Here is a 25,867-nt window from a genome sequence, read left to right as displayed (position 1 = left end):
TTTGTTTAGTATAAATGGTACAAGTTTAAAACTTTGTCAAAATGAGGGAATGACAATAAAGAAAGTTTCGACGGCTTTCTATTGTTTCCGGTAAAATATTCAGAATATTTCATTCTTACTTCTTTCCTTTTCTCTATTTTTTCGATTGAAATACTTGTGTGAAAAGACTTAAGGGGATTTTGACAAAATCTTTACTATACGATATTGACAAGATAATTCTTTCTAGGTATTATAGTTTTTGTGCCTAAAAGGCTCATATTTATGGCGGTGTAGCTCAGCTGGCTAGAGCGTACGGTTCATACCCGTGAGGTCGGGGGTTCGATCCCCTCCGCCGCTACCATATTCTTTTGGCCCGTTGGTCAAGCGGTTAAGACACCGCCCTTTCACGGCGGTAACACGGGTTCGAATCCCGTACGGGTCATAGAAAAAAGACTATCGTTTACGATAGTCTCAGCTTGTAGAGAAACCCAGTGTTTTTCTACAAGCTTTTTTTATTGTTGAAACGAAAATACAAATATAAAGTGATTTCTCTTAGAGAAAAAGATTGCCACACACCTAGCCCAGCTTTGCTAGGTGTGTGGCAATCTTTTTCATGTTCTGACACGCTGCGGTGAGAAGGACTTGCTCACTCGCATTGTGTATGCCCCTCAACCGGCAGTAGCGAAGCCCATGCAGTTGTTTTGAATCTGCAAAGCTTCGCTCTATTTTTTCTTTTCGGTATTTATAAAGCATTTTACCGGATTTCGAGAGTCGGTTTTCTCGTATCTTTTCTTTGTGATCTTCCCACACATGCCTCGTGATCACTCTTTGATGGTTCTTGGATCTTGTACACTCCTGAAGAAGAGGGCACTGAACACATTGTTGTGGATCCGATTTGTATTCCCGATATCCTTCTCTTGTCGTTGTGCGGTACGGTAAAACTTGTCCATTGGGACAAAGATACTGATTCTCCTCTAGGCTATATTTGAATTTCCACTTCGGAAAGAGACCTTTCGTTGGGTGGTATCTTCTATGTGCGATTACACCAAATAATCCTCGGTCAGATAATCCTTTACATATGGGGTTGGTTAGATATCCAGAATCTAAGGCGACAGCTTCTACATTCAATTTGAAACGTTCGATTTGGCGATCAAGTCGTTGAAGATAAGGGACAGAATCATGGACATTTCCCGGTGTGACAAAGGCATCCGTAATAATATTAAATTTCATGTCGGTCGTACGATGATCAAGATAACAAAACATCTCCTGTTTCTGTTCCCGAGACATAAATCCACTATCCGGATCGGTCGTGCTTTTACGAACTTCTTTGGTTTCTGTCACCTCCTCTCGTGCCTTCAGAGCTTTTTTCCGTTTTCATTTCGATCTTCCTCAATCGCTTTATCAAGATCTTGAACATATGATCTTGTTTCAACCTCTACGGATTTCTTAGTGAATTTATTTTTATTGGCATTCGCTTTTAAATGAGTCGAATCGGTAAATAAAACTCTTCCACCAACCATTTTATGATTCATTGCTTGTAAAACTATTTCATCAAAGATTTCCTGAAAGATATTCGTTTCGTTAAATCGTTTTCTGCGATTCCAACTGATAGTAGAGTGATGGGGCACGGGATCTTGTAGGCGTAAACCAAGAAACCATCGATAGGCAATGTTCATTTGGATTTCTTTTTCTAATTGACGCTCTGATCGAACACCATAGAAATAACCAATGAACATCATTTTGAAAAGTACGAGGGGATCGAGTGAAGGGCGTCCATTATCTTCTGAATAATAAGGTCGAACTTTTTCGAGGATGAAGGAGAAATCTATGTATGTCTCTATTTTTCTAAGGAGATGGTCTTGAGGAACAAGGTCTTCAATTGAAACAAATTCGAGTTCATTTTGTGCATCTTTTCTAGTGTGAAACATGATAACACCCACCTTTAGTTGATACTTATATTATATCAAATTAACGCGGTGAATAGTTAAAGTAATCAAATGAAATAAAGGCTGTCGAGACTTTCTCGACAGCCTGAGACTATCGTTTACGATAGTCTTTTTTTAATTGCTCTTTTCCGATTTCCTCTGCATCTTAATGCCTTTTTCTTTCATCTAGAGACACTACCTCTTCTATCTGCTCTTGATGATGTTTGTCGTGACCGATGAAGTCTTCGAAAAACTCTTCAAGGGTGAAGCTTTGATCTCCAACTTTAAACGATTGATGAAGATCATCGTCCGATACGTTTTTTAAGTAGGTAATAATCAGATCCCGAGCTTTCATCCCTTCTACTATCAATTCTTCTTGATTAACCACAAGGTGAGCATATTCTTCAGCTTCCCCATTAAAGCGCTGAAAATCCGGAAAGGGTGACAGCTCTGCTCCCTCTGAGGCACTAGGAAGAATCTCCCTCAAGGAATATTGATCCCATTTGATGATATGAGAAACATTCGCCGCAATCGACCATTTACTCTCTTCCATAGGTTGGAACCACTCATCTTTATTTATCATGTTCAATTCATTCAGCCATACCTTAAACGATTCATGATGATCAATCATCTGATCTTTTTTCATATTCGCTGCCTCCACAAAGATATTTATGCTTATGTATTCGATCCGGAAAGGAGAAAGTCCTGTGTGGATTGTCTAATTATTTTGTTCGTGAACAGTCTTATAGAAACTAAAAAAACAGGCATACTCATGATCATGAGTATGCCTGTTTTCTGTTCACAACCTGCTATATGAGTTAATAGACAGCAAGTTAACCTTTTTTCGCCCCTTTTCCACCACGACGAGACTCAGTGTTTTTCTTTAAAGATGATAAGCGGTCTTCACTGTCTTTCAAGAAACGCGCCATCTTTTGTTCGAAACTCTCTTTAGTACGTGTGTCGGTCGGTTTGTTATTACTACGCGGGCGTTGAGGACGCTGAGGGCGCTGTGGGCGTTGTGGTTGCTCTTTTGCTTTACGGATGGATAAACCGATCTTTCCATCTTTCTCAACATTAATAACCTTTACCGTTACTTCGTCGCCGACTTTAAGGTGTTCATTAATATCCTTAACGTAGTTGTCTGCAACCTCACTAATGTGAACTAAACCTGTTGAACCTTCCGATAATTCCACGAACGCTCCAAAATTTGTGATACCTGTTACCTTACCCTGTAACTTGCTGCCTACTTCGATTGACATAAAAGAAATGCTCCTCCTTAAAATTATAAAAGATAAACCTACTATATATTATAGCCAATTAAAAAAAAGAGTGTCAATAAGACACCTCTTCTTCTTTCTCTTTATCTGTTTCAGGTATGTTAAAAATAATCTCACCTTCATTCGACAAAAAGTAATCCCGGCGCGCCAGTTTGGCTATATATTCATCATCGTTAAGCTTTACAATCTCTTCTTCCAATGCGGATTGCTTGTCTTTTAAGTGTATTAATTTTTTTTCTAATTGTGCTTTTTCCGTGTGTTTTTCTTCTAAAACTTGGGCTCTGGAAATGAGGGTCGAGATTAAAAATCCACTAATTGCCAAAACTAAAACAAAGAAAACTGCTAATCGACGGACCAAACGCTTTTTTCTCTTAGAAGAAGATTTATGCATATGCTCCTGATGACGGACATATTCATTTTCCATTGGTGTCACGTTTTTTCTCATTTCCAAACCTCCTTACAATATGGAGTGGCGAACCTTTAAGACCTAATCCTTGTCTTTCGGTTTCTTTGAGAACCTTTTTGCCACTCTATATACTTTTTTGATGTACGCCTTAAAAATCCCTGCTACTTTATTATATAACTTCTCGACTCTTTTTGTAAGATTTTTCGGCAATAAATTCCAAATAGCTTTTAATATCCACCATATTGGAGTGATTACGAGCTTAACCGCCCAATGAACCACGTTAAGTATGGCCTTTAAAAGGAATAATATGACGGATAAGAGCCCTTTTCCCAAAGAAAGAACAAGTGTTAATACAAGCATTAACATCCATTTTATCGGAGAATAAATCAAATTCTTCACCATTTTTACACCGAAATTATAGAGGGAGATACAAAACAATATCACCCTCTCCAAAAAGGACAGATAATGCTGCTTGATCAACGCTTGATACCCAGCAAATCCGCAAAGCAGAGCAAGGAAAATATAAAAACGGATTTCACCAAAATTGACGACAAACAAAATATAAAAAATGGAAAGAGCTTGTAACACCCAGAACAGGATGTCATTGACGAATACTAGCCATCTGTTTCTCTCAGACCGGTTTAAAAACCGAGAATAGGTGTCGAGTGTCGCACCAAATAAAGCTCCCATACCGATCATGGAAAGCATGGTATAGAACTGGGTTGAGAGGGTCATCGAAACAGCTTGCTAAAGAAGCCTTTAGCCTTCTCCCCATTTTGCTCATCGAGGTAAACGAGATCAAACACCTTTCCTTTAATGGACACAATCCCTTTATCCACGTCTAAATTTTTCATTTGAAGATTTTGACCTCTGACAGATAGGAATCCCATCACCGTTTCAAGGAGGAATTCCTCGTTATCAAAGCTTTCCACCTGCTTCACACCCGTGATGTCGAGAAGCTTGCGGCCTCTCATCATGACGTCATGTTCCTGAAAGGTTGTTTTATCTTTGTTTCCTTCATATTGTTGATTCATATCCATCCCTCACATTCCCATAGTACAAGCTTTGTAACTATGTTTATGTGTCAGGGAGAAAAATAGAACTAAATTAGAGGTCTCGGATCCTGTAACCTCATTCCGCTTCTTCTTGCACTCTTTCTTCTGAAAGGACGGAATAAAGTCCACTCGCTTCTTCTTTTTTTGTTGTTTCAAGAAGCCTTTCTATCTTTACCCTCATAATCTTTTGACCAAACCTTACGCTTAATTCGTCACCAACTTTAACGTTAGAGCTCGCTTTTGCTTGTAATCCGTTTACTGATATACGTCCCTGGTCGGCAATTTCTTTCGCCAAGGTTCGTCTTTTGATCAGCCTGGATACTTTTAAAAATTTATCTAATCTCATCGAAACCATTATACATTTCCCCCTTATTCAATATTCATCTTTTTCGCTTCATTCCAAAATTGATCCAGTTCTTTTAATGAGAAATCCTCAAAGCTTCTGCCGGTTGCCAGAACCTGGCCTTCCACATAGGAAAAGCGGCGATAAAACTTCGTATTCGTCATGGCTAACGCTTCCTCAGGAAGGATCTTGTAGAATCTTGCCACATTGATGAGAGCGAATAATAAATCACCAAATTCTTTTTTCATTTGGTTTTCACTATAATTCTCGACTTCAATTTCAAACTCCTTCATTTCTTCCCATACTTTTTCCCATGCCCCTTTAGGATCTTCCCAATCAAACCCTACTTTGGAGGCTTTTTTCTGGTATTCGTACGCCTTCATGAGTGCGGGCATTCCTTTTGCTGTGTTCTTGAGCAGCGGTTCATGCCCCTCAGGTTTTTCCTGCTTTTTAATTTCATCCCAATTTGCTTTGACCTGTTCGGTGTTCTCTACTTGAACCGTCCCAAAGACATGAGGATGTCTTCGGACCATTTTGGAAGCAAGACCTTCTATCACTTCCTCCATTGTGAACATTCCTTCATCTTCGCCAATTTGAGCGTGGAGCATGACCTGAAGAAGGACATCCCCCAACTCTTCAATTATATGATCCAGATCCTCTTCTTCAATTGCCTCTAATAACTCGTATGTTTCTTCGAGTAAGTACTTCTTGAGGGATTGGTGGGTTTGCTCTTTATCCCAAGGACAGCCACTTGGTCCCCGCAATGTTGAAATGATTTCTCTTAATGTGGCATATTGCTTATAAGTGGATTCCATTTCTTTCACAGCCGGAACATAAAGACTGGTCAGGTTACTCAAGTTGGCTACACGGTCAAGCTCGACCAGAGGAACCCGTTCTACCTTTTCTTCCTTGCTACCAGCAGCCGTTACGAGCTTAACTTCGTAATCATACGGATAAAGCTCCATTAGAGTGAGCTTTACTTCAGAAGCAATAAATGCATCATAGACTTGCCCGATGATGAGCTGTTGGTTCATATGGATATCGTGAAGGTTTAAGCTTGTCCCATCCAATAACTGAAAGCCGTCGATCGGATCCGCCCCGACAGAAGCAAATAAAGGATCAATAAAGCTTTGTCCTCCCCCGATCTCTACCTGTACTTTCCCTTCTTCTTTAAGCTCCAGAAGCATTTGAACTGCCTTTTCAGCCACTAGTGGGTGACCAGGAACTGCATAGACAAGTGAGTGTCTTTCAGATTCCGAAACCAGCTCACGGACGATTTCGTCATAGACATGTTCGAATTGATCATGTTTTTCATATACAGAATCAAAGGTTTGAAACTCGACTCCTTCTGATGTTAAATCCTTTACAACCGGGTGCTTATCCGTTCTCAGGTAAAGGTGTGCACTGCTCTTAATGACTCGATAAACTCCTAAAGGAAGCTGATTTATATCGCCTGCACCTAAACCGACAATTGTTATAGTATGCATGTTTCTCTCCTCGCTACTGTTTATTCGTTGATTGAAGTCTATTCATCAACCAAATCCATTTACTACCAAAAGGTAAGTAACTGATATCTTCTCTTGAAAGGACATTTCCTCTTAAAAAGACAATTAGAAAAATAAGCCCCCCAATACACGCTCCCCCTAAGGAAAATAGGACAGAAAGCTGCCTTTCGGGCATTCCTTTATCTAAAAGTGTATCATAAATCTGCAACCAGCCCTGCAATCCAATCGTCATCGCCAGACCGCTCATACATAGGGTTTTATAAAAAGAAAAGGTGAAAAATCGAATCGGAAACAGCCTTCTTAGTTTCACTACCATCACGATGGTCATAAAGCTTAAGGAAGCCACGGTTGCAACCGATGCCCCCATAATCCCCATGACAGGAATAAGCCAGGCATTGCCCACATATTTGACTATAATGCCGATTAAAATGCAGGCGGCTGGATAATATATCTTTCCAATCCCTTGAAAAATGCCTGCGAAGGTGAGAATAAGACAACTAAAGAAAATCGATAGACAGAATACCGCAATGACCTTTGAACCGAAGGCATTTTCAAATAACATTGTATTGGTCGGGACCATGATATTAATGATGCCTAATGTAGCAGCAAACCCTATGGTAATGCTGATTTTAAGAGATAGCTGACTATACTCCCTCACCAACGCTTCTCTGTGCTTTAAATAGGCATTTGTCACCAATGGGACGATCGTTAATGAAATGGATGTCGCCACCACTGTTCCGAGCTGGACGAAGGGCTGACCCCGATCATAAATCCCTTTCATCGTTTTCGCACTCTCTTCTTCTATTCCTGATGATAACAGGAGGGAATATACATTCAGAGAGTCGACAAACTGTAATAAGACCAACAGCATGGCACTTACACAAATGGCTGTTCCATTCTTTGCTAATCGTGACCATATGTGTAAATAACCCTTAGGTAAAACAAGATATTTTCGTGAAAACAGCTTCTCCTTGCGTATCGTAATGAAGAGAATAAGAATCACTAAGCCTCCAAGACCACCGGTTATCGAACCGAATAGCGCTCCGTTTCCCGTCATATATAAGGAATATCCTTGAGACACCAAGATCGTTGAAAATACGAGAATCGTCACGACTCTAATCGCCTGTTCCGTCACCTGTGACACAGCGGTAGGCACCATATCTTCCTTCCCTTGATAATATCCTCTCATGACAGACAGAGGGGCTAACAGTAGGAATGATAAAGAAATCACTTGAAGTAATGGCGTAAGGAGAGGATCTCCCATCCAACCTGCAATCACCCCGGCACCGAAGTAGACGAGAAGAAACCAGGTAACTCCTACAATACAGAGGAACAGGAAGGAGGTGACGGCCACATTCTTTGCCCCCTCCTCACCCTCTTCCTTTAATTTCTCAGCTACTAACTTGGATATGATGACAGGAAACCCATATGTAGATAACGCAATGGCAATCCCGTAAAACGGATACACCTGCTGATAAATATAAAATCCGATATCTCCAACAATGTTTTGAAACGGAACCCGGTAAACGGCACTCAATATTTTCGTTACCAATGCCGCCATCGTTAAGACCATGGCCCCTCTCAAAAATTGGTTGGAGGAGTACTTCTTACTCAACCAGTTTTCCTGCCTTTCTATAACACTTTTCTTTATGTCCCTGAAGCCTCACAGCTGACAAAGACAAATCATTTATGTACTGGCCATTTTACCATAAAGAACACTCTGTTTTCTCCAAACGCCTCGTTAACAGGCAAAAAAAAGAAGAGCGGCTAGAATGCCACTCCTTCAAGTTACGACTCCATTTGTCTTGCTAAAAAGCCAGCTGCCGTTTCTACTGCCTTTTGTTCTACTTCGCCTACTGTACGTTCCTTCGAGAAGATCGCAACGGCACCAATCGGGTCACCATTTGCAACAATCGGAGCAATCGTATAGGAAGCTAATTCCTCATCATGCCCATCGACAAGCTCAGCTTGTCCTTGTTGAGTGTGTAAAAGAGACGTGCGGTCATCCATCACTTTCTCAACCAGCTCACTCACATTTTTATTCAAATACTCTTTCTTTGAAGCGCCAGAGATTGCAATGACTGTATCTCGATCACAAATTAACACAGCACTTCCCAAACTGTCGTATAACGCTTCGCCGTATTCCTTAGCAAAGTCACCAAGTTCACTTATTGGGGAGTATTTCTTCAAGATGACTTCTCCGTCACGATCAACGAAGATTTCCAGGGGATCTCCCTCGCGAATCCTTAATGTCCTACGAATTTCTTTTGGAATTACGACACGCCCTAAATCATCAATACGACGAACAATACCAGTTGCTTTCATCTATAGTTGCCTCACTTTCATCAGATGATTTTATTTGGCAATGTATCCACCTATAAATGAATACTTTACCATTGTTGAGTTTAGTATCTTACAACTTAGAAGTTCTATACACATTCAAGTTTTTTTCTTTAATTTCACTAAAATTCTAATGCAGGTATCTTTTTCCAATGTTGGCAGCTGCATAAATACTAATACCCTTATCATAGTAAAGTAAAACAATTCACGCGTTTACATTTTGGTTACATTATTATAACGAAGGGAAGAAATGCCACATTATCTACCGGAAAAGGTTCCATTATTTCGCATTTTCTTCTACCTTTATTGCTTCATCCAGATGCTTGATGATGTCATACGCCATGTTAAACCATTTGGATGCTTCTAGCCGGGATGTATTAATGGATATTTTCAGCTTGGACCCTTCCATTCCGAGACCGACAGCCCTACCATGTTTGTTGCACAAATTAAATACTTTCGATCCGTCAATCTGTGCCGTTCCTTCTTGCGACATAAAGATATTCACGGTTTTCTTATCTTGCTTGATGGATTCAAGCTTTGTATTTTTAGCGTATATTTTCAGCTCCGATATTAAGAATAAATAGCCGACTTCTTCCGGGTATTCACCGAATCGGTCCAGGATCTCTTCTTCCAGCTCTTCGATTTCAGGAAGGGAAGAAAGGGAGCGGAATCGTTTGTACATTTCGATCTTTTGATGACCATCTTTAATATAATCATCGGGAATGTAGGCATCCACTTCAATATCGACTTCAAAGCTCGACTCAGGCTGCTTGTGAAGGTCTCCCTTTCGTTCCTCAATTGCTTCCTTGAGCATCTGAGAGTACAAATCGAAGCCAACAGAATCAATGAATCCGTGCTGCTGGGCTCCAAGGAGGTTTCCTGCTCCTCGAATCGTTAAGTCACGCATGGCAATTTTGAATCCTGATCCAAGCTCTGTAAATTCTTTGATTGACTGTAATCGTTTTTCTGCCACTTCCGTTAGTACCTTGTCTTTCCGATAGGTAAAATAGGCGTAGGCTACCCTGTTCGAACGTCCTACCCGACCTCTTAATTGATATAACTGGGATAAGCCCATTCGATCTGCATCAAAGACAATTAACGTATTGACGTTAGGGATGTCGACTCCCGTTTCAATTATGGTCGTGGTCACCAATACATCGTATTCTCCTGCAAGGAAGCTTAAGATGACGGCTTCAAGCTCGTTTTCACTCATTTGACCGTGTGCGTAGGCTATGCGTGCGTCTGGTACAAGCATGGAAATCTCATCCGCTTTTCTTTCAATATCCTCGACTCGATTATAGAGGAAGTACACTTGACCGTTTCGGGCCATTTCCCTTTCAATCGCCTCTTTGATCAAAGCACCGTTGTATTCCATCACGTAGGTCTGTACTGGGAACCGATTCTCAGGCGGTGTTTCAATAACTGATAGGTCCCTTACCCCGAGCATTGACATATGAAGTGTACGGGGGATCGGTGTCGCTGTTAGTGTCAACACATCGATATTCGTTTTTAATTGCTTAATTTTCTCTTTATGGGTAACCCCGAATCGCTGTTCTTCATCGATGATCAATAGTCCAATATCACTGTACTGAATATCTTTTGAAAGGAGACGGTGAGTCCCCACCACGATATCGACCGTTCCATTTTTAAGACCTTTCGTTGTCTCCTGCTGCTGCTTTCTGGTTCTGAAACGGCTCAACAAGCCTATTTCCACTGGAAAGTCCTGAAAACGCTCTTTCATTGTTTCGTAGTGCTGTTGAGCAAGGATCGTCGTTGGTACAAGGATCGCGACTTGCTTTCCATCTGCAATGGCTTTAAAGGCGGCTCGGATGGCTACCTCGGTCTTTCCATAACCTACGTCTCCGCATAATAATCGATCCATCGGCCGTTCTCTTTCCATATCGTGCTTGATTTCACTTACAGAGCGGAGCTGATCATCTGTCTCTTCATACGGGAACGCAATCTCGAATTCTCTTTGCATGTCCCCATCAGGAGAAAAGGCATACCCTTTAGCCGCTTCCCGTTCAGCATAGAGCTTGATAAGATCATCCGCTATATCCTGCACAGAAGATTGTACCTTCGACTTCACCTTTTTCCATTCGCTTCCGCCTAGCTTATAAAGCTTTGGATCTTTGTTTTCTGAGGCAACATATTTTTGGACAAGCTCAATTTGATCAACAGGTACATAGAGTTTGTCATTTCCTTGATATTTCACATGAAGATAGTCTTTATGAACTCCATTTATTTCGAGTGTTTCAATTCCAAGAAATTTACCGATTCCGTGATTCACATGAACCACATGGTCCCCGACCTTCAGCTCAGAATAACTTTTGATTCTCTCTGCGTTCGAAAGCTTTTGTCTTCTCGGCTTCTTTTGTGTTTTCTTATTGAACAGTTCCTCTTCTGTAATAACAGCAAGCTTCTGTAAGGGGAGCTCAAACCCGCTCGTCAGGCTTCCGTTGATCATCTGGATCGTACCAGGTAACAATTGATCTCCATCTTCTACGAAAGCGATCTCGATTTGATAATCATCGAGAACCCTTTGAAGCTTTTTGACCCGTTCTTCATCCGGTCCCAGTAGGACTACCGTATACTTCCCTTTTTTCCAACGGTCCAATTCAGCCTTTAAGACATTCATCTGTCCATGGAAATTCTGCATGGGCTTTGTAGACACATTAAAGATGTTCTGCGGACTCGTATTTGGGATATGGCGCAGGAACAAGGAAAAATATACCTTCGGCAACTTCGTCTCACTAATTAGTCTGGAAAACATATGAGATACGGGCACGTCATGAATAATCTGCCCATCTTGAAGCAATGAGGTATACCACTCTGCCTCCTCTTTCTCAAGAGATTCACTCATTTCTTGTACCCGACTGAAATCATCAAAGAATAGAACACCGTCATGTGGCAAATAATCTAGTAAACTACTAGGACTCTCGTACGCCAGGGATAGATATTTGAAAATCTGCTCAGGAACCTGACCGTTATGAAGTTGATCGATTTCATGTCCTATGTACTCGGTTATCTTCTCCTTTACGGCTGCTGCCTTGATCTTCTTTAAGCTTGCGGATAGTCCCGTCTCAATTTGTTGTATGAGCCTTTCAATATTCTCATACTTCAATAAGACCTCTGTGGCAGGGCCTATTTCCACTTCATTCATTTTATCAATTGAGCGCTGGTCCTCAACAGAAAAGAGGCGGATCGAATCGACTTCTGTATCAAATAATTCAATTCTTACTGGATTCTGTGACGTTAAAGGGAAGACATCAACGATTCCCCCGCGAAGGCTGAATTCGCCAGGCGTGCTGACCATGCCTGTCCGTTGATACCCCATCTGCACCAATTGATTCAATACCTCATCCAAATCGATATCTTCACCTAATCGAAAACGGATCTGATTCGTTTCCCACATCGCTTTTGGGGGAAGGATTTTTCTTAATCCTGCAACGGGTACAATGTACACCCCCTGGTGATTCTGAGAAAGCTTATTCAACACTTCGATCCGTTGTGCTCTCAGTTCAGGACTCGCGACACTCAACTCTGCCGCGATTAACTCATTAGCAGAATATAAATACACTTCATCCTCGGATAGAAACTGAATGAGATCGTCGTAGATTTTCTGTGCTTGAAATAAATTATGGGTAACCACTATGGTAGATTTATTCGTTTGTAAGTAGACATCTGCAATGTAGGCAGTTCGGGATGAGCCTGACAAACCTGCGACAAGTTGTTCCGACAATTGTTCCTCCACGCCTGTGATGATGGACTGAATTTCTTCACTTTGATGAACCTGCTTTAAAATACCTTTCAAGTGTACGCTCCTCCCCTATGGATCTTTCTTTATATCTCAACTGTAAACAGAAAAATGCTTTGGCTCCAAACCAAAGCGTTCTTACTGAATGATATGATCTAATTGGTGATAGTCTGGGTTCCTTTCCAGACTCTCCTGACAATCTTCACAGATCGTCTTGACGTGTATATCTCCGTTGTCCTGGTAATGGACCATGTGTAACCGCTCTTCCTCGGTCAGCATATGAAGCCCTAGCTGTTCCGAATGAACAGTGACATTTGAAAGTGTCCCTACATTTGTACCACAATGTCGGCACTGATATTGAATTGTCATACCTTTCCCTCCATACACATTTATACAATTAGTATGAACTTGTTTGAAGGGAGCTATTCAACATCTGTTAGGATGATGAATACTTTCATTAAAGGTATGAATTGTTCTTGGAAATTTAGTATATGAAAAGCCTAGTTAAATTTATTCATGACTTCGAGAAAAGGTTTTTCGAACCATGACTCGCATGCTTCTACACTGTTTGAAATGGCTTTATCCAGCTCACCCTGTTCCTCTTTTGAAAACCTTCCAAGAACGTAATCAGGAACGCTCATCCCATTGGTTGGGCGATCAATTCCAACACGAAGGCGGTTAAAGTGCTGAGACCCTAAATGGGCAATGGTTGATTTAATTCCATTGTGCCCGCCTGCACTCCCTTTTTGCCGCAATCGTAATTTCCCCACCGGTAAGTCAAGGTCATCATAGATGACAAGCAAATCCTCATCTTCAATGTCGAAATAATTCATAAGCGGGACAATGCTTTCACCAGACAAATTCATATAGGTAAGTGGCTTTAGAAGTACAACTTTTTCACCCTTATAATGGTATGTGCCATAAACCCCTTTAAACTTAGACTGGTTCAACGAAATACCCAATCGCTCGGCTAAAGCATCTATAATAACAAACCCGATATTATGTCGTGTTTTCTCATATTGCGATCCCGGGTTCCCTAATCCAACGATTAATTTCATTCTTCTAACACCTCTTCTGACCTTATAACTCTAGAATAACGTAAAAAGCGCAACCTGCAAAAGGTTACGCCAAAAAAGATTGATTTTTTATTCTTTCGTAGATTCACTTTCTTCACTGGCTTCTGATTCTCTTCCTTCTTCATTCTCAGGGGTACCAGCTTCCTGCTCTTCTCCGCTCTCAATCTCTTCTTCTTGTCTTGGAGCAAGGATAGAAGCGATTGTACGATCGTCCTCTTCATTTAGAGTGACGCTATATTTGTCACGGATATCACTGATTGTTACCGTATCTCCAACTTGAAGATCCACAATATCCACGTCAATTGATTCTGGAATATCATTCGGTTTCGCTGTTACAGATACCTCATGCAATGGCTGTTGCAGGACTCCTCCGTCTTTCACTCCTACAGCTTCACCGACAAGCTCGATACGTACATCTGCATCAATTTCCTCTGACATATTCACAGCAAGGAAATCAACATGAGTGACAGCATCCTTCAGATGATCCTGCTGATAATCACTTAAAATAACATTTTGTTTATTGCCATCCACGTTTAATGAAATGATTCCGTTTCTTCCAACCTCACGAATCGTTTTGATAAACGTAATCGCATCTACCATAATAGGTGTATTGTCTGCTTTGTAGCCGTACACAACTCCAGGAATATTCCCTTCGTGTCTCAGCTGTGTTAATGAAGATCGCTTAAAATCTTTCCTCGTATTTGCTTTTAATTCTGTTGCCATGTCTAATCCAACACCTTCCCTAATCGTTTATGTTAGTTAAGTTCTATATATAGTAATTACCCTATTCGCATTTGAAATAAACATACAAAAAGCAATTTATGAGGGGAAGCGTGCTTTAGGATTGTTGGTAGATGGGGTTTTCACAAGGAGGCAACTTGAAAGGCAGAATAAGGTGAGGTGTTTTAGTAAAGCTTTGAACGGTATTTACGTTCGATAATGAAAAGCAACAAAGATTAAGAAAACAGCACAAAAAGAAGAGCCCTCCTCACTTAAAAGGACAGGCTCTTCTTCTTATGCACAAACTACAAATATTAATTCTTAATCAAAAAGCGTGCTGACCGATTGTTGTTCATAGACACGGATGATCGCTTCACTGATCAATGGGGCCACAGATAGCGACTTCACTTTACCGATCATTTTCTCTTCTCCTAATGGGATCGAGTTCGTTACAACCAGTTCTTTAATCTTAGAGTTTTCGATGCGCTCGATTGCTGGACCGGAAAGAACCGGATGGGTACAGCAAGCAAAGACTTCTTTCGCTCCGTTTTCTACCAAGGCATTGGCTGCAAGCGTAATCGTACCTGCAGTATCGATGATATCATCGATCAAGATTGCAATCTTCCCATCAATATTACCAACGATATTCATAACCTCTGCCACGTTTGGTTTCGGACGACGCTTATCAATGATCGCGATAGGTGCTTTCAGGCGTTCCGCAAGCTTACGGGCTCTTGTCACTCCTCCGTGGTCCGGGGATACGATTACAAGATCTTCGTTATTGAATCCTCTTTCTTCAAAGTAATCCGCTAAGATAGGAACACCCATCAGGTGATCGATTAAGATATCAAAGAAACCTTGAATTTGAGGAGCATGCAGGTCCAGTGTGATTACGCGGGTAGCACCGGCTGTTTCCAACAGGTTTGCCACTAATTTAGCCGTGATAGGCTCACGTGCTCTCGCTTTACGGTCCTGACGGGCATAACCGTAATAAGGCATAACAATGTTAATTGTTTTAGCAGACGCACGCTTTAACGCATCTACCATGATTAAAAGCTCCATAAGGTTTTCATTTACAGGCTGACAAGTAGACTGAATGACGAAAACGTCACAACCACGAATACTTTCCTCGATGTTGATTTGGATTTCACCATCACTAAAGCGTTTAACAGACGATTTACCTAATTCTACTCCTACCTCATCAGCGATTTCCTTGGCAAGATGGTAGTTTGAATTAAGAGAGAAGATTTTCAATTTGGAATTAATATAAGAGTTTGGCATTGTGGACCTCCAATTATTTCTTATGATTTAGATTTTGAACATAGTTTTCTTTATTTACCTGGCGAGCTCTTGCAATCGAAAGAGACTCTCCTGGAACATCCTCAGTAATCGTAGAACCAGCAGCAATGTATGCACCTTTTCCAACTTTAACAGGCGCGACCAGATTTGAATTACAGCCTACAAATACACCATCTTCAATCTTTGTCAGGTGCTTATTCTTTCCATCATAGTTCACCGTGATCGATCCACATCCAATGTTGACGTCACTTCCAACCTCAGCATCACCAATGTAGCTTAAGTGGGATGCTTTACTTGCTTTACCAAACGAAGCCTTCTTAATTTCAACGAAGTTACCAATCTTCACTTCATCTTCAATGGTAGAAGCCGGACGAATGTGAGCAAATGGCCCAATCTGAACATCCGATCCGATCGAGCTGTCATGGGCAACAGACTGCTTCAATACGGTTCGGTCTCCGATCTGACAATCTTTCACCTCAGAATGTGGTCCAATCATAGCATCTTCGCCGATAACGGTGTTTCCCTTAAGAACGGTTCCTGGAAGGATCACCGTATCTCTTCCAATCATTACATCCGCATCGATATACGTGTTGTTTGGATCTTTTATCGTTACACCATTTCGCATATGGTATTCATTGATGCGCTTTTTCATTGTGATCTCTGCTTGAGAAAGTGCGACACGGTCGTTCACACCCAACGTCTCAGCAAAGTCACTTGTTTGGTAAGCACTGACGATTTCACCTTCCGATTGAAGAATCTCAATCACATCCGGTAAATAGTACTCACCTTGTACGTTATCATTTGAAACCTTCTTCAATGTTTCAAATAACGCTTTATTATCAAAACAATAGGTTCCAGTGTTGATTTCTTTCACACTTCGCTCATGTTCAGATGCATCTTTATGCTCAACAATGCGTTCCACTAATCCTTCTTGATTACGAATGATTCGTCCGTATCCATCAGGAGATTCTGTGTGACCCGTCAAAATGGTCGCTTTGGCACCTTGGCCCTCATGATGCTTCACCAACGCTTCCATCGTTTCTCCTTTAATGAGTGGCGTATCACCACATACCACTAAAGTCGTCCCTTCCATGTCACCAAGGACATCTTCAGACTGCATGACAGCATGAGCTGTACCTAATTGCTCAGCCTGAAGAGCGAAATCACTCTTACCATCTAAATGCGACTTTACAAGCTCAGCACCATGACCAATGATTGTGACAGTCTTCTCTATATGTAGTGTTGAAATTTGGTCGACCACATGTTCCACCATCGGCTTGCCACACACAGGATGAAGAACTTTATAAAGCTTAGACTTCATTCTCGTACCTTGTCCGGCAGCTAATATAACGGCATATCGATTTGTCATTTTTGGTCCTCCAATAACCTTTTTATCCATATCGAATATATCCTAAAAACGTTATCATTTCAAGGATTCATATAAAAGTACATATATTTGTCAAACGAAAAGCGGAGGCGGCTTGCTCAGGCCCGACAAGCATAAGATGAATTGGCCGGAAAGGCGCTCTTTGCCTTTTTGGTCAATTTAGCTTATGACCTCGAGGGACTAGCCGCCGGAGCTGGACATGTAGAAAAGCGGAAGGGGCTCGCCCTGGGGCGACAAGCATAAGACGAGTAACCCGGAAAGGCGTCCTTTGCCTTTTTGGGTTACTTGGCTTATGACCTCGAGCCCCAAGCCCCTGGAGCTGGACATGTAGAAAAGCGGAGGCGGCTTGCTCAGGCCCGACAAGCATAAGATTGATTGGCCGGAAAGGCGCTCTTTGCCTTTTTGGTCAATTTAGCTTATGACCTCGAGGGACTAGCCGCCGGAGCTGGACAATTAGAAAAGCGGAAGGGGCTCGGTCAGGCCAGAGGAGCATATTTCTATCTAGGCCTCTTCTCCTAGTTTAGCGATAATCATTATAGTCGTTCACATTTTGGCATAATAAATTGGAAAAGTGGCCCGATAAATGCCGAAAATGGCCCAATAAATCGTAAAAGTGGCCCGATTAAGTCCAAAAGTGGCCCAATAAGGTTGTTTTCCAACCTAAAAATGTGCTCTCCATCATGCCAAACATTGACTTTGATGAGGATTTCATTGTTATTTGAAGATTTTTTACTAAACTTGCAAAATAATTGTAATTGTAAGGTTTCAACCCTCTCAAATTCGGGGTATACAAAAAACGTAAGAACTGAAGGGCTCTATAGACAAAAAAAAGAGCCTTACAAAAGTAGGCTCTTGATGCGACAGATTCTATTAGGAAGCCCCAGCTTCTTCTAACTCAACTTCTTCTAACTCACCTAATCGATGATATTCAGCTAAAACGGCATCTTGGATCTTGCCGCGAGTCCCTGAATTAATTGGGTGAGCAATGTCACGGAATTCTCCATCAGGAGTCCGCTTACTTGGCATCGCTACGAATAAGCCGTTGTTACCATCAATAACGCGAATGTCATGAACAACAAATTCATTATCCAGCGTAATAGATGCGATAGCTCTCATGCGACCGTCGGTGTTTACTCGGCGTAATCTTACGTCTGTTACTTCCATTCTGTTCACCACCTTTTTCCCTAGATGAAATCTACTCTATGTATTCAACGAATTATTTACATATTCCTTCTTAAATTGTAAAATTTTTTGAAAAGTTTTATTTTTCTCATCTTTTCTTCTGTTTCATTTGAACTATACTCCCTTTGTGATACAAAAAAACACCCGTGAAAATTACTTCACGAGTGCGATTACTTCGATTTCAACTTTGGCATCTTTAGGTAAGCGTGCCACCTCTACACAAGAGCGAGCTGGCTTGTGACTACTAAAATATTCCCCGTACACTTCATTGATCGTACCAAAATCATTCATATCCTTGATGAAGACCGTCGCTTTTACAACCGTTTCGAGTGACGCGCCTGCTTCCGATAATACGGCTTGCAAATTACGAAACACTTGATGGGTTTGTTCTGCAACATCCCCCTCAATCATCGAGCCCTCTGCTGTTAATGGGATCTGACCTGAACTATAGAACAGATTATTAACGACAATACCTTGAGAATAAGGACCAATTGCTGCTGGTGCTTGCTTAGTAGAAACTACACGCATAGTAAATGCCTCCCCTTATGGTAGAAATGTTACATTGGATTGAAAATAATTTCCTTCAGTCAATGAAATCTGTTTGTCTTTTTCATTTACATTTGACAGTTTTAACAACGACACATAATCGTCCACAAGTCGACCATCCATACTATTGGATTCAACAAGTACACCGATTCCGGACAATGTAGCAGAGAACTCATCCAATAGGTTTTTCATACCATTGATGGTTCCCCCTGCCTTCATGAAATCATCGACGACCAATACTTTGGACCCTTCTTTCAAGCTTCTCTTAGAAAGAACCATAGACTGAATTCTCTTCGATGAACCAGATACATAATTAATGCTCACAGTCGATCCTTCCGTTACGCGACTGTCCCGTCTCACGATCACCACTGGAACATTGAGGTAGGAGGCAATCGCATTCGCAATCGGTATCCCTTTTGTAGCCACTGTCATAATGACATCAATATCTTTCTCAGCAAAGGCTGAAGCCAGTAACTTCCCGACACTCTTCATAAGCTGGGGGTTGCCAAGTAGGTCCGTCATATATAAATAACCACCTGGAAGCAAACGGTCTGAGCTTTCCAAGTTCACTCGAAGCTCTTCAATCATTTCTTTCGCTTCCTGATTATTTACCTTTGGAACATATTTCACACCACCTGCTGCGCCAGGGACCGTTTGAACCGTACCAACACCCCGACCTTCAAATGTTTCCTTAACAATCGTTAAATCCTCACTGATCGAAGACTTTGCAGAACCGTACCGTTCAGAGAAAAAAGTTAAAGGAACGAGTTGGTGGGGACGTTCCAATAAATAATGGGTCATATCAATTAATCGTTCACTACGCTTAAACTTCACCAAATAAACCTCCTAAATCCGAATATTATAATGTAAATATATCATTAATATACGGATTTCGGCAAGAGTTGTTAATCTCCTAGCATTCGTACAGCGAACACTTGATCACAAAAACCTCTTAAACCATTATAGATTCGATGAAGTCTTGATTCATATTGCACTAATCCATATACCGTCGGGCCACTGCCGCTCATTAACACAGCGTCTGCGCCAAACCTCTCCATTTGATCTTTGATGTGTAACACGTCAGGATGCATATCCAGAGTGACCGATTCGAGTACATTCCCTAGATTGGAGCATATATCATGATAATTTCCATGTTCTAAAGCAGAAACCATCCCGTTTGTATTCGGGTGGTTAACGTTTTTCAGATCTAAATTTTTATAAACATCTGCTGTTGAAACACCTATTGTAGGTTTCGCCAGTATTACCCAGCAATTCGGCGGGGCAGGAAGATGCTTGATCTTCTCACCTCTACCCGATGCTAATGCAGTACCTCCATAGACACAGAAGGATACATCAGAACCAATTTCAGCACCCAAATCAGCCAGTTCGTCCATACTAAGGCCTAAATCCCATAAGCGATTCAATCCCTTAAGAGTGGCAGCAGCGTCACTGCTTCCACCTGCTAAACCTGCTGCGACTGGAATGACTTTATCAATGGAGATCGCTACTCCTTTTTTGATATTCAGTCTCGTCTTTAAAAGCTGGGCTGCCTGATAGGCAAGATTTCTTCCATCGTCCGGGACAAATCGATTATGCGAAAGAATCTTTATCGTGTCATCAGAAAGATTCGTAAGTTCAATTCTATCCGCTAAATCAATTGTCGTCATAACCATCTCAACTTCATGGTAACCATCTGAACGTTTATGTAAAACATCAAGTGATAGGTTAATTTTTGCCGGCGCCTTCACTAATAACCTCATCTCATCACCTTCTTACCAATACTCTTTGTTATATTGTATCATACCCTTATTATTGAGAGTGTTAACTTCTAAACATACTCTTACAAGTAAGTTATTTTACCATGTAACTGAGTGATAGGAAAGAATGTCTTGTCCATACTAAATAAGGGCCGCCATAAAAGCTCTGCACTTTTTAGACGACCCTTGTATATGGTACTGATCAAAGATGTAATCCTGTTTGTAAGAAAAGAGTTAGTGTGGATGATTTTGAGAAAGCTGTCTGCTTGCGATTTCAACTGCCCGCTTCACCATACTCCCAGCATCCCGAGACGTGATTCCGCCCCAACCATCCTTCTGAACAACATCGTAGAATCCCAATTCCTGAGCGATTTCCGCTTTTAATTGATCCGACATGATTCCTCTTCTTCTACTCATCGTCTACCTCCTTTAGATGTACCACATGCTTAGTATGTGTACGAGAGGTGAAAAAATGAGGAAAGAATAATATGTAAAACATGTATTTTTAGACAAATAAAAAAGCAGCAAACGATTGTCTACTGCTGGCTAAAGATGAGATTTCCTGTTGCTTCATCATAAAATGTTAATTGAACTGTCTCAGTGAGAACATCTGCATAGCTGTAAGAAACTCTTTCGAACGCATTCTCTTCTTGATCCAGTTGAACTACGAATACAGAAGGATACGTTTCGGCTAGAACGCCTGAACGTTCAATTGTTTTTCGACGTCCACCGTTTGCTTTAAGCATTAAACGTTTCCCAAGATTAGAATCGAGGGATCTTTTAATGTCGGCTAATGTTTTTGGCATTTCGCTTCCACCTCACTATAATCAAATATAACACATTATGTAATTTTAGTCAAATAAATTTATTATTTTATCAAGAATCATGAACACCTGTCAATATATTTTATTCAACAAAAAATACGTTTTTTCTACATCCCTACCTTTCCCCAGATATTGAAAAATTATGTAAACAATAAAAACGGAGATAGATTGCTTAGGCCCAACAGGCAAAAGATAAGGACACCAGACAGGCATTTTAGACTTTTTAGTACCGGAAAAAAACTCCACCTTATCAGTGTATGCTCAAAAAAACTAAATAGACCTTGCCATTATTTTGAATATGGCAAAGTCATTTGGTTTTTGTCGAACATTCCTTATTCTTCTTCAGAAATTTTATAAGGCATCCCTGTACGGAGGACACCCTTCGTTTCAATTCCACCCAATCCTTTGTCTCCTGTCAGCGTATTTCGAATAACATCCCACACATTCACAGAATCTTTAAAGCCTGTAAAACAAATCTTAGCCACAATATACACCGGATCCAGTGCATGGATATTGACTCTCGAAGGAGAGCTGGCAAAATTAGCACCGGCATGAATCAGGGATTCAAAGTGAGATTGACAAGCCCCTGCAAAGATTACAAGCTGGTCTAAGTGAGGGGATTTACTCCGTGCTTCCCTCACTGCTTGAACAAAATACTTTGAATGTCGATAAGCGTTAATATCTCCCTTGGCCCCTTTTGCCTTTGAATAAGCATCATGACCTGTTAATACGATAATGTTCGGTCTATATTTATCGATAAGGGGTCCGATTTGTTGAGGCATTTCTGTTTCACTGCAGTGAACGCCTTTTACCGGTACACCAATTTTCTCATAAAGATCTAGGCACTTTCTTAAATAGCTAGGGTCTCCGTCAAGATGAAGAACTTTCCCTGGAACTTGGAAATAGTTATAATCGTCTCGATAAGCATTCGTCACCTTGTACTCTTGCTTATACTTGAGTAACTCTATATCCTGTCGAAATAGGCCAAGAGATTGTTCCTCTTTGGAACGAAACTCCTCCGTAATACGATTCTGCTCTCTAGGGTTCATCTTCTTCAAATCATGAAAAGGAGCATCCGCTATTAATCGAAAATCTTCACCATACAGTACTGCCGTTTTATGACCATCTATCATGCGGATATCTATTACCCTGAATAAGATATCACATTGATACGAAAGGCGACCTACGACATCATTGATTTCGATATTCACATCAGTCACTCCCATAGGCTAAACATTCGTTAAAAAATCAAAAAAGGAAATGAATAAACCGAGGAGGATCAGCTTCCGCCAAACCCTTCTCCACCCTTTCCTTATCATCAATTAAGTAAATATTCCCTGTGATAACCTATGCAAGCCATGAGAATTCGGTGTCAAGAAAAGCGGAGGCGGCTTCGCCCAGAGGCGACAAGCATAAGATGAATAGACCGGAAAGGCGCTTTTTGCCTTTTTGGTCTATTTAGCTTATGACCTCGAGCCTCTAAGCCCCGGAGCTGGACAATTAGAAAAGCGGAGGCGGCTTGCTCAGGCCCGACAAGCATAAGGCGAGAACACCGGAAAGGCGTTCTTTGCCTTTTTGGGGTTTTTGACTTATGACCTCGAGGGACTAGCCGCTGGAGCTGGACAATGAAAAGCGGAGGGGCTTCGCCCAGTCACCCAATAAAAAAATGACTAAACGCATAGGAGCGTTTAGTCATCCAATCAGGTTTAATTAAAATTCGGGTATAACTCATCGCTTAACAGACCAAATTCCTGAATACTCAGTGTCTCTCCACGTCGGGTAGGTTCAACGCCGGCCGCGGATAAAGCTGCGAGAATTAGTTCTTTCTTTTCCTTCCCTTGAGGAAGCTGGCTCGTTAAGTTGTTCAAGATTGTCTTTCTTCTCTGGGCAAAGGAAGAGCGGGTAACAGTAAAGAAGAAGTCTTCACTGATCACCTCGACAGGAGGCTTCTCACGCTTCGTTAAACGGATGACGGCTGAGTCCACATTCGGTTGTGGCATAAAGACCGTTTTCGGGACAGTCATGACCATCTCAGCCTCTGTGTAATACTGGATTGCAATCGAAAGAGATCCGTATGCCTTTGTCCCTGGCTGAGCTGAAATGCGGTCACCTACTTCTTTTTGAAGCATGACGCATATTCCCCTGATCGGAAGTCGCTCCATAAGCAGTTTCAGGATAATAGGTGTAGTCACATAATAAGGGAGATTGGCTACCACCATGATGTCCTCAAACCCTGCGAATTCTTCATTAATAATGGATTCGACATCTGCTTCCAAGATATCTTCATTAATAATCTTCACGTTATCGTAAGGGGATAACGTGTCTCCAAGGATCGGAATCAGACGTTGATCAATTTCAAATGCAACCACCTTACCTGAAGTACGGGCGAGATGCTCTGTTAGCGCTCCAATGCCGGGTCCGATTTCAATTGTAGCTGTCTTCTCAGATAACCCTGCGTATTCGGTTATGTTTCGTAGGATATTGGGGTCAATTAAAAAGTTTTGACCAAGACTCTTTTTAAACGAAAAACCATACTTACCTAATATCTCTTTCGTACGTATCGGTGTTGCAATATCTTTATGCATTTTGTTCCTCCTGAATAATTTCCATTAAAGCTTGCCTAAACTCTTCTTTTTGTATATTGAACATACGTAATCGCTTATGCAGCTGTTTTCCATTAGTGTATCCGATTCTAAGCTTCTCTCCAAGAGCCATTCTCAGTTCCTTTGACTGAGCCCCTCCGATTAAACCTGCATCGATTAAATCTTCTTTTGAAATGAGCTCTTCCTGCTCTACATCCAATACATGAGCCTCGCTTAAAGATTCTCGTATAACCTCGGGTGCGGCATGTTCTACGCCTATCCCCCTCCCCGATTTTGGGAGGGCATCCCTCTTATGAACAAAGGCATGCTTACAGCCCGGTACCGCTTCGCTCACAATCTTTCGAATCCGCTCCCCTGGGTAATCCGGGTCCGTAAATATGATAACGCCCCTTTTTTCCTGAGCATGTTTGATTTTCTCTATAGTAGCAGGAGACACCGCCGAACCATTCGTTTCAATCGTATCTGCATTTACAGCACGCTGAATGGCTACCGTATCATCCTTGCCTTCGACTACGATGATTTCTTTGATTTTCATAATTCCTCCAAAAAAGTTGAAACATTTTTGATTTCCATTTCGTCTAATAAGTGAAGACCTAAAGTTATTATAACGGTTTTTATCAAGAAATAAAAAAAAGCAGGAGAATACCCCTGCACTTAGTTCAATATCTTCACTTTGATTGTTTTTCTTCCCCAACGATAAGCGTCTGATTTAGACGAGAAGAATACATCAATCTTATTACCTTTGATTGCCCCACCTGTATCCGCTGCTACTGCGTAGCCATATCCCTCTACATATACTTTCGTTCCTAAAGGAATAACAGACGGATCGACCGCAATCACTTTTACATTAGGATTCGATTTTAAATTAATGCCTGTAGCTGTACGACCAGAGCACCCGTTACATGAGGCAGTATAAGCTGTGGAGCTCACATAGAATTCTCTTCCGTCACTCGGGGCTGCCGATGCTGATGAACTGGACGATGAACTTCCACGTGAAACCTGAGCCACTAGAACCTTTGTGCCGATATTGACGATTTTATCCTGGCTTTCTTCGACTACCTTTTCACTCACTAATTTTCTCGAAACCTCTTTACCGTTTTCTTTTACAATTTCAAACTTCTTTTCTATCTTCCCGTGTTTCCCTTCTTGGATAACCTTTTCTTTCCCTTTCGAAAGATCAGAATCCTTTTTGGAAATGACGGTGAAATTCTTTGTCTCTTCCACTACATCGGTGACTTTTTCAACTCGAACGACATTTACGACATCATTTGCTTTCACAATTTCGCCTAAACTTGGTTCAACACGGTCTGAATCTTTTAGTGTAATTCCTTGTTGCTTTAAAAAGTCAGCGACCGTAGTCGAAGTAGACCATACTTTTTGTTCTTTTCCACCGTTTACAAACTTCAGTGAAAATGCTGTATCAATCTTTACGTTCATGTTCCCTGTTACTTTTTCTGATAAGCCGGGTTGGACCTTATCATGTTCTCCTACTTTAATTTCATTTTCAGAGAGTAACTCTTTTACTGTATCAGCATTAGTCCAGATCATTTTCTTCTGGTCTCCTACTACGATCCCTACCTGTTTTGCCGGTTCCCAAACAATGTTCATGTTATTTGAGACCTTCGTATTCCCCGAGGGGTACAAATAGTCTTCTGAGCGGGGTGAAATCTCTAATTCTTTTAATATATCTTGAATCGTGTTTGCATGCGTCCTAATCTCTTTTTGCTCGCCGTCTAGGGTCAATGCTACAGTGTTCTTTGATCCTTCATAAAAAAGAATTCCAAATACAGCTGCAGATGTTACCAATGTTCCGATTGTAACAATCCATTTCCTTCGACTCAAAGACTTGGAAAACAGGCTTTTCATGGTTTTAAAGTTCATGAAAA

At 41.2% G+C, this 25,867-nt stretch carries 26 protein-coding genes and 2 tRNA genes; 2 read left to right on the top strand and 26 right to left on the bottom strand.

Features of this window, described 5'->3' with window-relative positions; genetic code table 11:
• The first annotated feature begins 263 nt into the window (after window positions 1-263).
• Window positions 264-340, top strand: a tRNA-Met gene (locus tag FGG79_RS20610).
• A 9-nt stretch (window positions 341-349) separates the two neighbouring features.
• A tRNA-Glu gene (locus tag FGG79_RS20605) sits at window positions 350-421 on the top strand.
• A 134-nt stretch (window positions 422-555) separates the two neighbouring features.
• Here FGG79_RS20605 and FGG79_RS20600 read toward each other — a convergent pair.
• The 26 genes from FGG79_RS20600 to FGG79_RS20475 all read right to left on the bottom strand — a co-directional run bounded on the left by FGG79_RS20600 (window position 556) and on the right by FGG79_RS20475 (window position 25,862).
• Window positions 556-1,907 (bottom strand): IS1182 family transposase gene (locus FGG79_RS20600; protein ID WP_138781760.1). Its coding sequence is split into 2 segments (ribosomal slippage): window positions 556-1,340 and window positions 1,340-1,907, totalling 1,353 coding nucleotides; the frame shifts between segments, so codons are not numbered across the junction.
• Window positions 1,908-2,070: 163 nt separating this feature from the next.
• A complete protein-coding gene (locus FGG79_RS20595; RefSeq protein WP_138781758.1) occupies window positions 2,071-2,550 on the bottom strand; it encodes a DinB family protein in 480 nt (159 codons plus the stop codon).
• Between the two features lie 187 nt (window positions 2,551-2,737).
• A complete protein-coding gene (locus FGG79_RS20590) occupies window positions 2,738-3,163 on the bottom strand; it encodes a S1 domain-containing RNA-binding protein (RefSeq protein WP_138781756.1) in 426 nt (141 codons plus the stop codon).
• A 73-nt stretch (window positions 3,164-3,236) separates the two neighbouring features.
• Window positions 3,237-3,626: an FtsB family cell division protein gene (locus tag FGG79_RS20585; RefSeq protein ID WP_138781754.1), complete on the bottom strand. Its 390-nt coding sequence runs from the start codon at window positions 3,624-3,626 to the stop codon at window positions 3,237-3,239.
• 42 nt (window positions 3,627-3,668) lie between these two features.
• Entirely contained in the window at window positions 3,669-4,322 is a 654-nt protein-coding gene (gene yabQ / locus FGG79_RS20580; RefSeq protein ID WP_138781752.1) for a spore cortex biosynthesis protein YabQ, read from the bottom strand.
• A complete protein-coding gene (gene yabP, locus FGG79_RS20575; protein WP_138781750.1) occupies window positions 4,319-4,621 on the bottom strand; it encodes a sporulation protein YabP in 303 nt (100 codons plus the stop codon). Before yabP ends, yabQ begins: the two co-directional genes overlap by 4 nt.
• A gap of 97 nt (window positions 4,622-4,718) precedes the next feature.
• Window positions 4,719-4,988, bottom strand: a complete 270-nt coding sequence (locus tag FGG79_RS20570; RefSeq protein ID WP_138781797.1) for an RNA-binding S4 domain-containing protein — start codon at window positions 4,986-4,988, stop codon at window positions 4,719-4,721.
• Window positions 4,989-5,011: 23 nt separating this feature from the next.
• Window positions 5,012-6,472: a bifunctional methyltransferase/pyrophosphohydrolase YabN gene (gene yabN, locus FGG79_RS20565; protein ID WP_138781748.1), complete on the bottom strand. Its 1,461-nt coding sequence runs from the start codon at window positions 6,470-6,472 to the stop codon at window positions 5,012-5,014.
• Between the two features lie 13 nt (window positions 6,473-6,485).
• The gene (locus tag FGG79_RS20560) at window positions 6,486-8,105 is read right to left on the bottom strand and encodes a putative polysaccharide biosynthesis protein (protein WP_240794347.1); all 1,620 of its coding nucleotides are present in this window, start codon (window positions 8,103-8,105) and stop codon (window positions 6,486-6,488) included.
• 173 nt (window positions 8,106-8,278) lie between these two features.
• Window positions 8,279-8,815, bottom strand: coding sequence for a stage V sporulation protein T (gene spoVT, locus FGG79_RS20555; RefSeq protein ID WP_138781746.1), 537 nt, complete (start codon window positions 8,813-8,815; stop codon window positions 8,279-8,281).
• A 295-nt stretch (window positions 8,816-9,110) separates the two neighbouring features.
• Window positions 9,111-12,644, bottom strand: coding sequence for a transcription-repair coupling factor (mfd, locus tag FGG79_RS20550; RefSeq protein ID WP_138781744.1), 3,534 nt, complete (start codon window positions 12,642-12,644; stop codon window positions 9,111-9,113).
• 81 nt (window positions 12,645-12,725) lie between these two features.
• Window positions 12,726-12,956 (bottom strand): anti-sigma-F factor Fin, encoded by a 231-nt coding sequence (gene fin / locus FGG79_RS20545; protein WP_138781742.1) that lies wholly within the window; start codon window positions 12,954-12,956, stop codon window positions 12,726-12,728.
• Between the two features lie 131 nt (window positions 12,957-13,087).
• Window positions 13,088-13,645, bottom strand: coding sequence for an aminoacyl-tRNA hydrolase (pth, locus tag FGG79_RS20540; RefSeq protein WP_138781741.1), 558 nt, complete (start codon window positions 13,643-13,645; stop codon window positions 13,088-13,090).
• Window positions 13,646-13,732: 87 nt separating this feature from the next.
• Complete coding sequence (locus tag FGG79_RS20535) at window positions 13,733-14,386, bottom strand: 50S ribosomal protein L25/general stress protein Ctc (RefSeq protein ID WP_138781740.1); 654 nt, start codon at window positions 14,384-14,386, stop codon at window positions 13,733-13,735.
• 318 nt (window positions 14,387-14,704) lie between these two features.
• A complete protein-coding gene (locus FGG79_RS20530; protein WP_138781739.1) occupies window positions 14,705-15,664 on the bottom strand; it encodes a ribose-phosphate diphosphokinase in 960 nt (319 codons plus the stop codon).
• 13 nt (window positions 15,665-15,677) lie between these two features.
• Window positions 15,678-17,051, bottom strand: coding sequence for a bifunctional UDP-N-acetylglucosamine diphosphorylase/glucosamine-1-phosphate N-acetyltransferase GlmU (gene glmU / locus FGG79_RS20525; RefSeq protein ID WP_138781738.1), 1,374 nt, complete (start codon window positions 17,049-17,051; stop codon window positions 15,678-15,680).
• An 888-nt stretch (window positions 17,052-17,939) separates the two neighbouring features.
• Window positions 17,940-18,233: a septation regulator SpoVG gene (spoVG, locus tag FGG79_RS20520; protein ID WP_032085215.1), complete on the bottom strand. Its 294-nt coding sequence runs from the start codon at window positions 18,231-18,233 to the stop codon at window positions 17,940-17,942.
• 171 nt (window positions 18,234-18,404) lie between these two features.
• Window positions 18,405-18,779, bottom strand: a complete 375-nt coding sequence (locus FGG79_RS20515) for a RidA family protein (RefSeq protein WP_138781737.1) — start codon at window positions 18,777-18,779, stop codon at window positions 18,405-18,407.
• A 15-nt stretch (window positions 18,780-18,794) separates the two neighbouring features.
• Entirely contained in the window at window positions 18,795-19,631 is an 837-nt protein-coding gene (gene purR, locus FGG79_RS20510) for a pur operon repressor (protein WP_138781736.1), read from the bottom strand.
• Between the two features lie 71 nt (window positions 19,632-19,702).
• Window positions 19,703-20,557, bottom strand: a complete 855-nt coding sequence (gene ispE, locus FGG79_RS20505) for a 4-(cytidine 5'-diphospho)-2-C-methyl-D-erythritol kinase (protein WP_138781735.1) — start codon at window positions 20,555-20,557, stop codon at window positions 19,703-19,705.
• 231 nt (window positions 20,558-20,788) lie between these two features.
• Window positions 20,789-20,971: a small, acid-soluble spore protein, alpha/beta type gene (locus tag FGG79_RS20500; protein WP_138781734.1), complete on the bottom strand. Its 183-nt coding sequence runs from the start codon at window positions 20,969-20,971 to the stop codon at window positions 20,789-20,791.
• 119 nt (window positions 20,972-21,090) lie between these two features.
• Window positions 21,091-21,360, bottom strand: a complete 270-nt coding sequence (gene veg, locus FGG79_RS20495) for a biofilm formation stimulator Veg (RefSeq protein WP_138781732.1) — start codon at window positions 21,358-21,360, stop codon at window positions 21,091-21,093.
• Between the two features lie 350 nt (window positions 21,361-21,710).
• Entirely contained in the window at window positions 21,711-22,589 is an 879-nt protein-coding gene (yabG, locus tag FGG79_RS20490; RefSeq protein ID WP_171051025.1) for a sporulation peptidase YabG, read from the bottom strand.
• 495 nt (window positions 22,590-23,084) lie between these two features.
• On the bottom strand, window positions 23,085-23,963 hold the full coding sequence (gene rsmA / locus FGG79_RS20485; RefSeq protein WP_138781728.1) for a 16S rRNA (adenine(1518)-N(6)/adenine(1519)-N(6))-dimethyltransferase RsmA: 879 nt from the start codon (window positions 23,961-23,963) through the stop codon (window positions 23,085-23,087).
• Window positions 23,956-24,516 (bottom strand): ribonuclease M5, encoded by a 561-nt coding sequence (rnmV, locus tag FGG79_RS20480; RefSeq protein WP_138781726.1) that lies wholly within the window; start codon window positions 24,514-24,516, stop codon window positions 23,956-23,958. Before rnmV ends, rsmA begins: the two co-directional genes overlap by 8 nt.
• A gap of 119 nt (window positions 24,517-24,635) precedes the next feature.
• Entirely contained in the window at window positions 24,636-25,862 is a 1,227-nt protein-coding gene (locus tag FGG79_RS20475; protein ID WP_138781724.1) for a G5 and 3D domain-containing protein, read from the bottom strand.
• Window positions 25,863-25,867 lie beyond the last annotated feature (5 nt).

This window comes from Bacillus sp. BHET2 (assembly GCF_005938125.1).
Lineage (GTDB): Bacteria > Bacillota > Bacilli > Bacillales > Bacillaceae_B > Rossellomorea.
Note: the sequence above shows the minus strand (reverse complement) of the source record. Positions and strands in the feature narration are given on the sequence as shown.

What these genes read in the sequence shown, in the direction of transcription:
- FGG79_RS20595 (WP_138781758.1), bottom strand. Translation starts at nt 2,550, where the DNA reads ATGAAAAAAGATCAGATGATTGATCATCATGAATCGTTTAAGGTATGG.
- FGG79_RS20590 (WP_138781756.1), bottom strand. Translation starts at nt 3,163, where the DNA reads ATGTCAATCGAAGTAGGCAGCAAGTTACAGGGTAAGGTAACAGGTATC.
- FGG79_RS20585 (WP_138781754.1), bottom strand. Translation starts at nt 3,626, where the DNA reads ATGAGAAAAAACGTGACACCAATGGAAAATGAATATGTCCGTCATCAG.
- yabQ (WP_138781752.1), bottom strand. Translation starts at nt 4,322, where the DNA reads ATGACCCTCTCAACCCAGTTCTATACCATGCTTTCCATGATCGGTATG.
- yabP (WP_138781750.1), bottom strand. Translation starts at nt 4,621, where the DNA reads ATGAATCAACAATATGAAGGAAACAAAGATAAAACAACCTTTCAGGAA.
- FGG79_RS20570 (WP_138781797.1), bottom strand. Translation starts at nt 4,988, where the DNA reads ATGAGATTAGATAAATTTTTAAAAGTATCCAGGCTGATCAAAAGACGA.
- yabN (WP_138781748.1), bottom strand. Translation starts at nt 6,472, where the DNA reads ATGCATACTATAACAATTGTCGGTTTAGGTGCAGGCGATATAAATCAG.
- spoVT (WP_138781746.1), bottom strand. Translation starts at nt 8,815, where the DNA reads ATGAAAGCAACTGGTATTGTTCGTCGTATTGATGATTTAGGGCGTGTC.
- fin (WP_138781742.1), bottom strand. Translation starts at nt 12,956, where the DNA reads ATGACAATTCAATATCAGTGCCGACATTGTGGTACAAATGTAGGGACA.
- pth (WP_138781741.1), bottom strand. Translation starts at nt 13,645, where the DNA reads ATGAAATTAATCGTTGGATTAGGGAACCCGGGATCGCAATATGAGAAA.
- FGG79_RS20535 (WP_138781740.1), bottom strand. Translation starts at nt 14,386, where the DNA reads ATGGCAACAGAATTAAAAGCAAATACGAGGAAAGATTTTAAGCGATCT.
- FGG79_RS20530 (WP_138781739.1), bottom strand. Translation starts at nt 15,664, where the DNA reads ATGCCAAACTCTTATATTAATTCCAAATTGAAAATCTTCTCTCTTAAT.
- glmU (WP_138781738.1), bottom strand. Translation starts at nt 17,051, where the DNA reads ATGACAAATCGATATGCCGTTATATTAGCTGCCGGACAAGGTACGAGA.
- spoVG (WP_032085215.1), bottom strand. Translation starts at nt 18,233, where the DNA reads ATGGAAGTAACAGACGTAAGATTACGCCGAGTAAACACCGACGGTCGC.
- FGG79_RS20515 (WP_138781737.1), bottom strand. Translation starts at nt 18,779, where the DNA reads ATGCGTGTAGTTTCTACTAAGCAAGCACCAGCAGCAATTGGTCCTTAT.
- ispE (WP_138781735.1), bottom strand. Translation starts at nt 20,557, where the DNA reads ATGAGGTTATTAGTGAAGGCGCCGGCAAAAATTAACCTATCACTTGAT.
- FGG79_RS20500 (WP_138781734.1), bottom strand. Translation starts at nt 20,971, where the DNA reads ATGAGTAGAAGAAGAGGAATCATGTCGGATCAATTAAAAGCGGAAATC.
- veg (WP_138781732.1), bottom strand. Translation starts at nt 21,360, where the DNA reads ATGCCAAAAACATTAGCCGACATTAAAAGATCCCTCGATTCTAATCTT.
- rsmA (WP_138781728.1), bottom strand. Translation starts at nt 23,963, where the DNA reads ATGCATAAAGATATTGCAACACCGATACGTACGAAAGAGATATTAGGT.
- rnmV (WP_138781726.1), bottom strand. Translation starts at nt 24,516, where the DNA reads ATGAAAATCAAAGAAATCATCGTAGTCGAAGGCAAGGATGATACGGTA.
- FGG79_RS20475 (WP_138781724.1), bottom strand. Translation starts at nt 25,862, where the DNA reads ATGAACTTTAAAACCATGAAAAGCCTGTTTTCCAAGTCTTTGAGTCGA.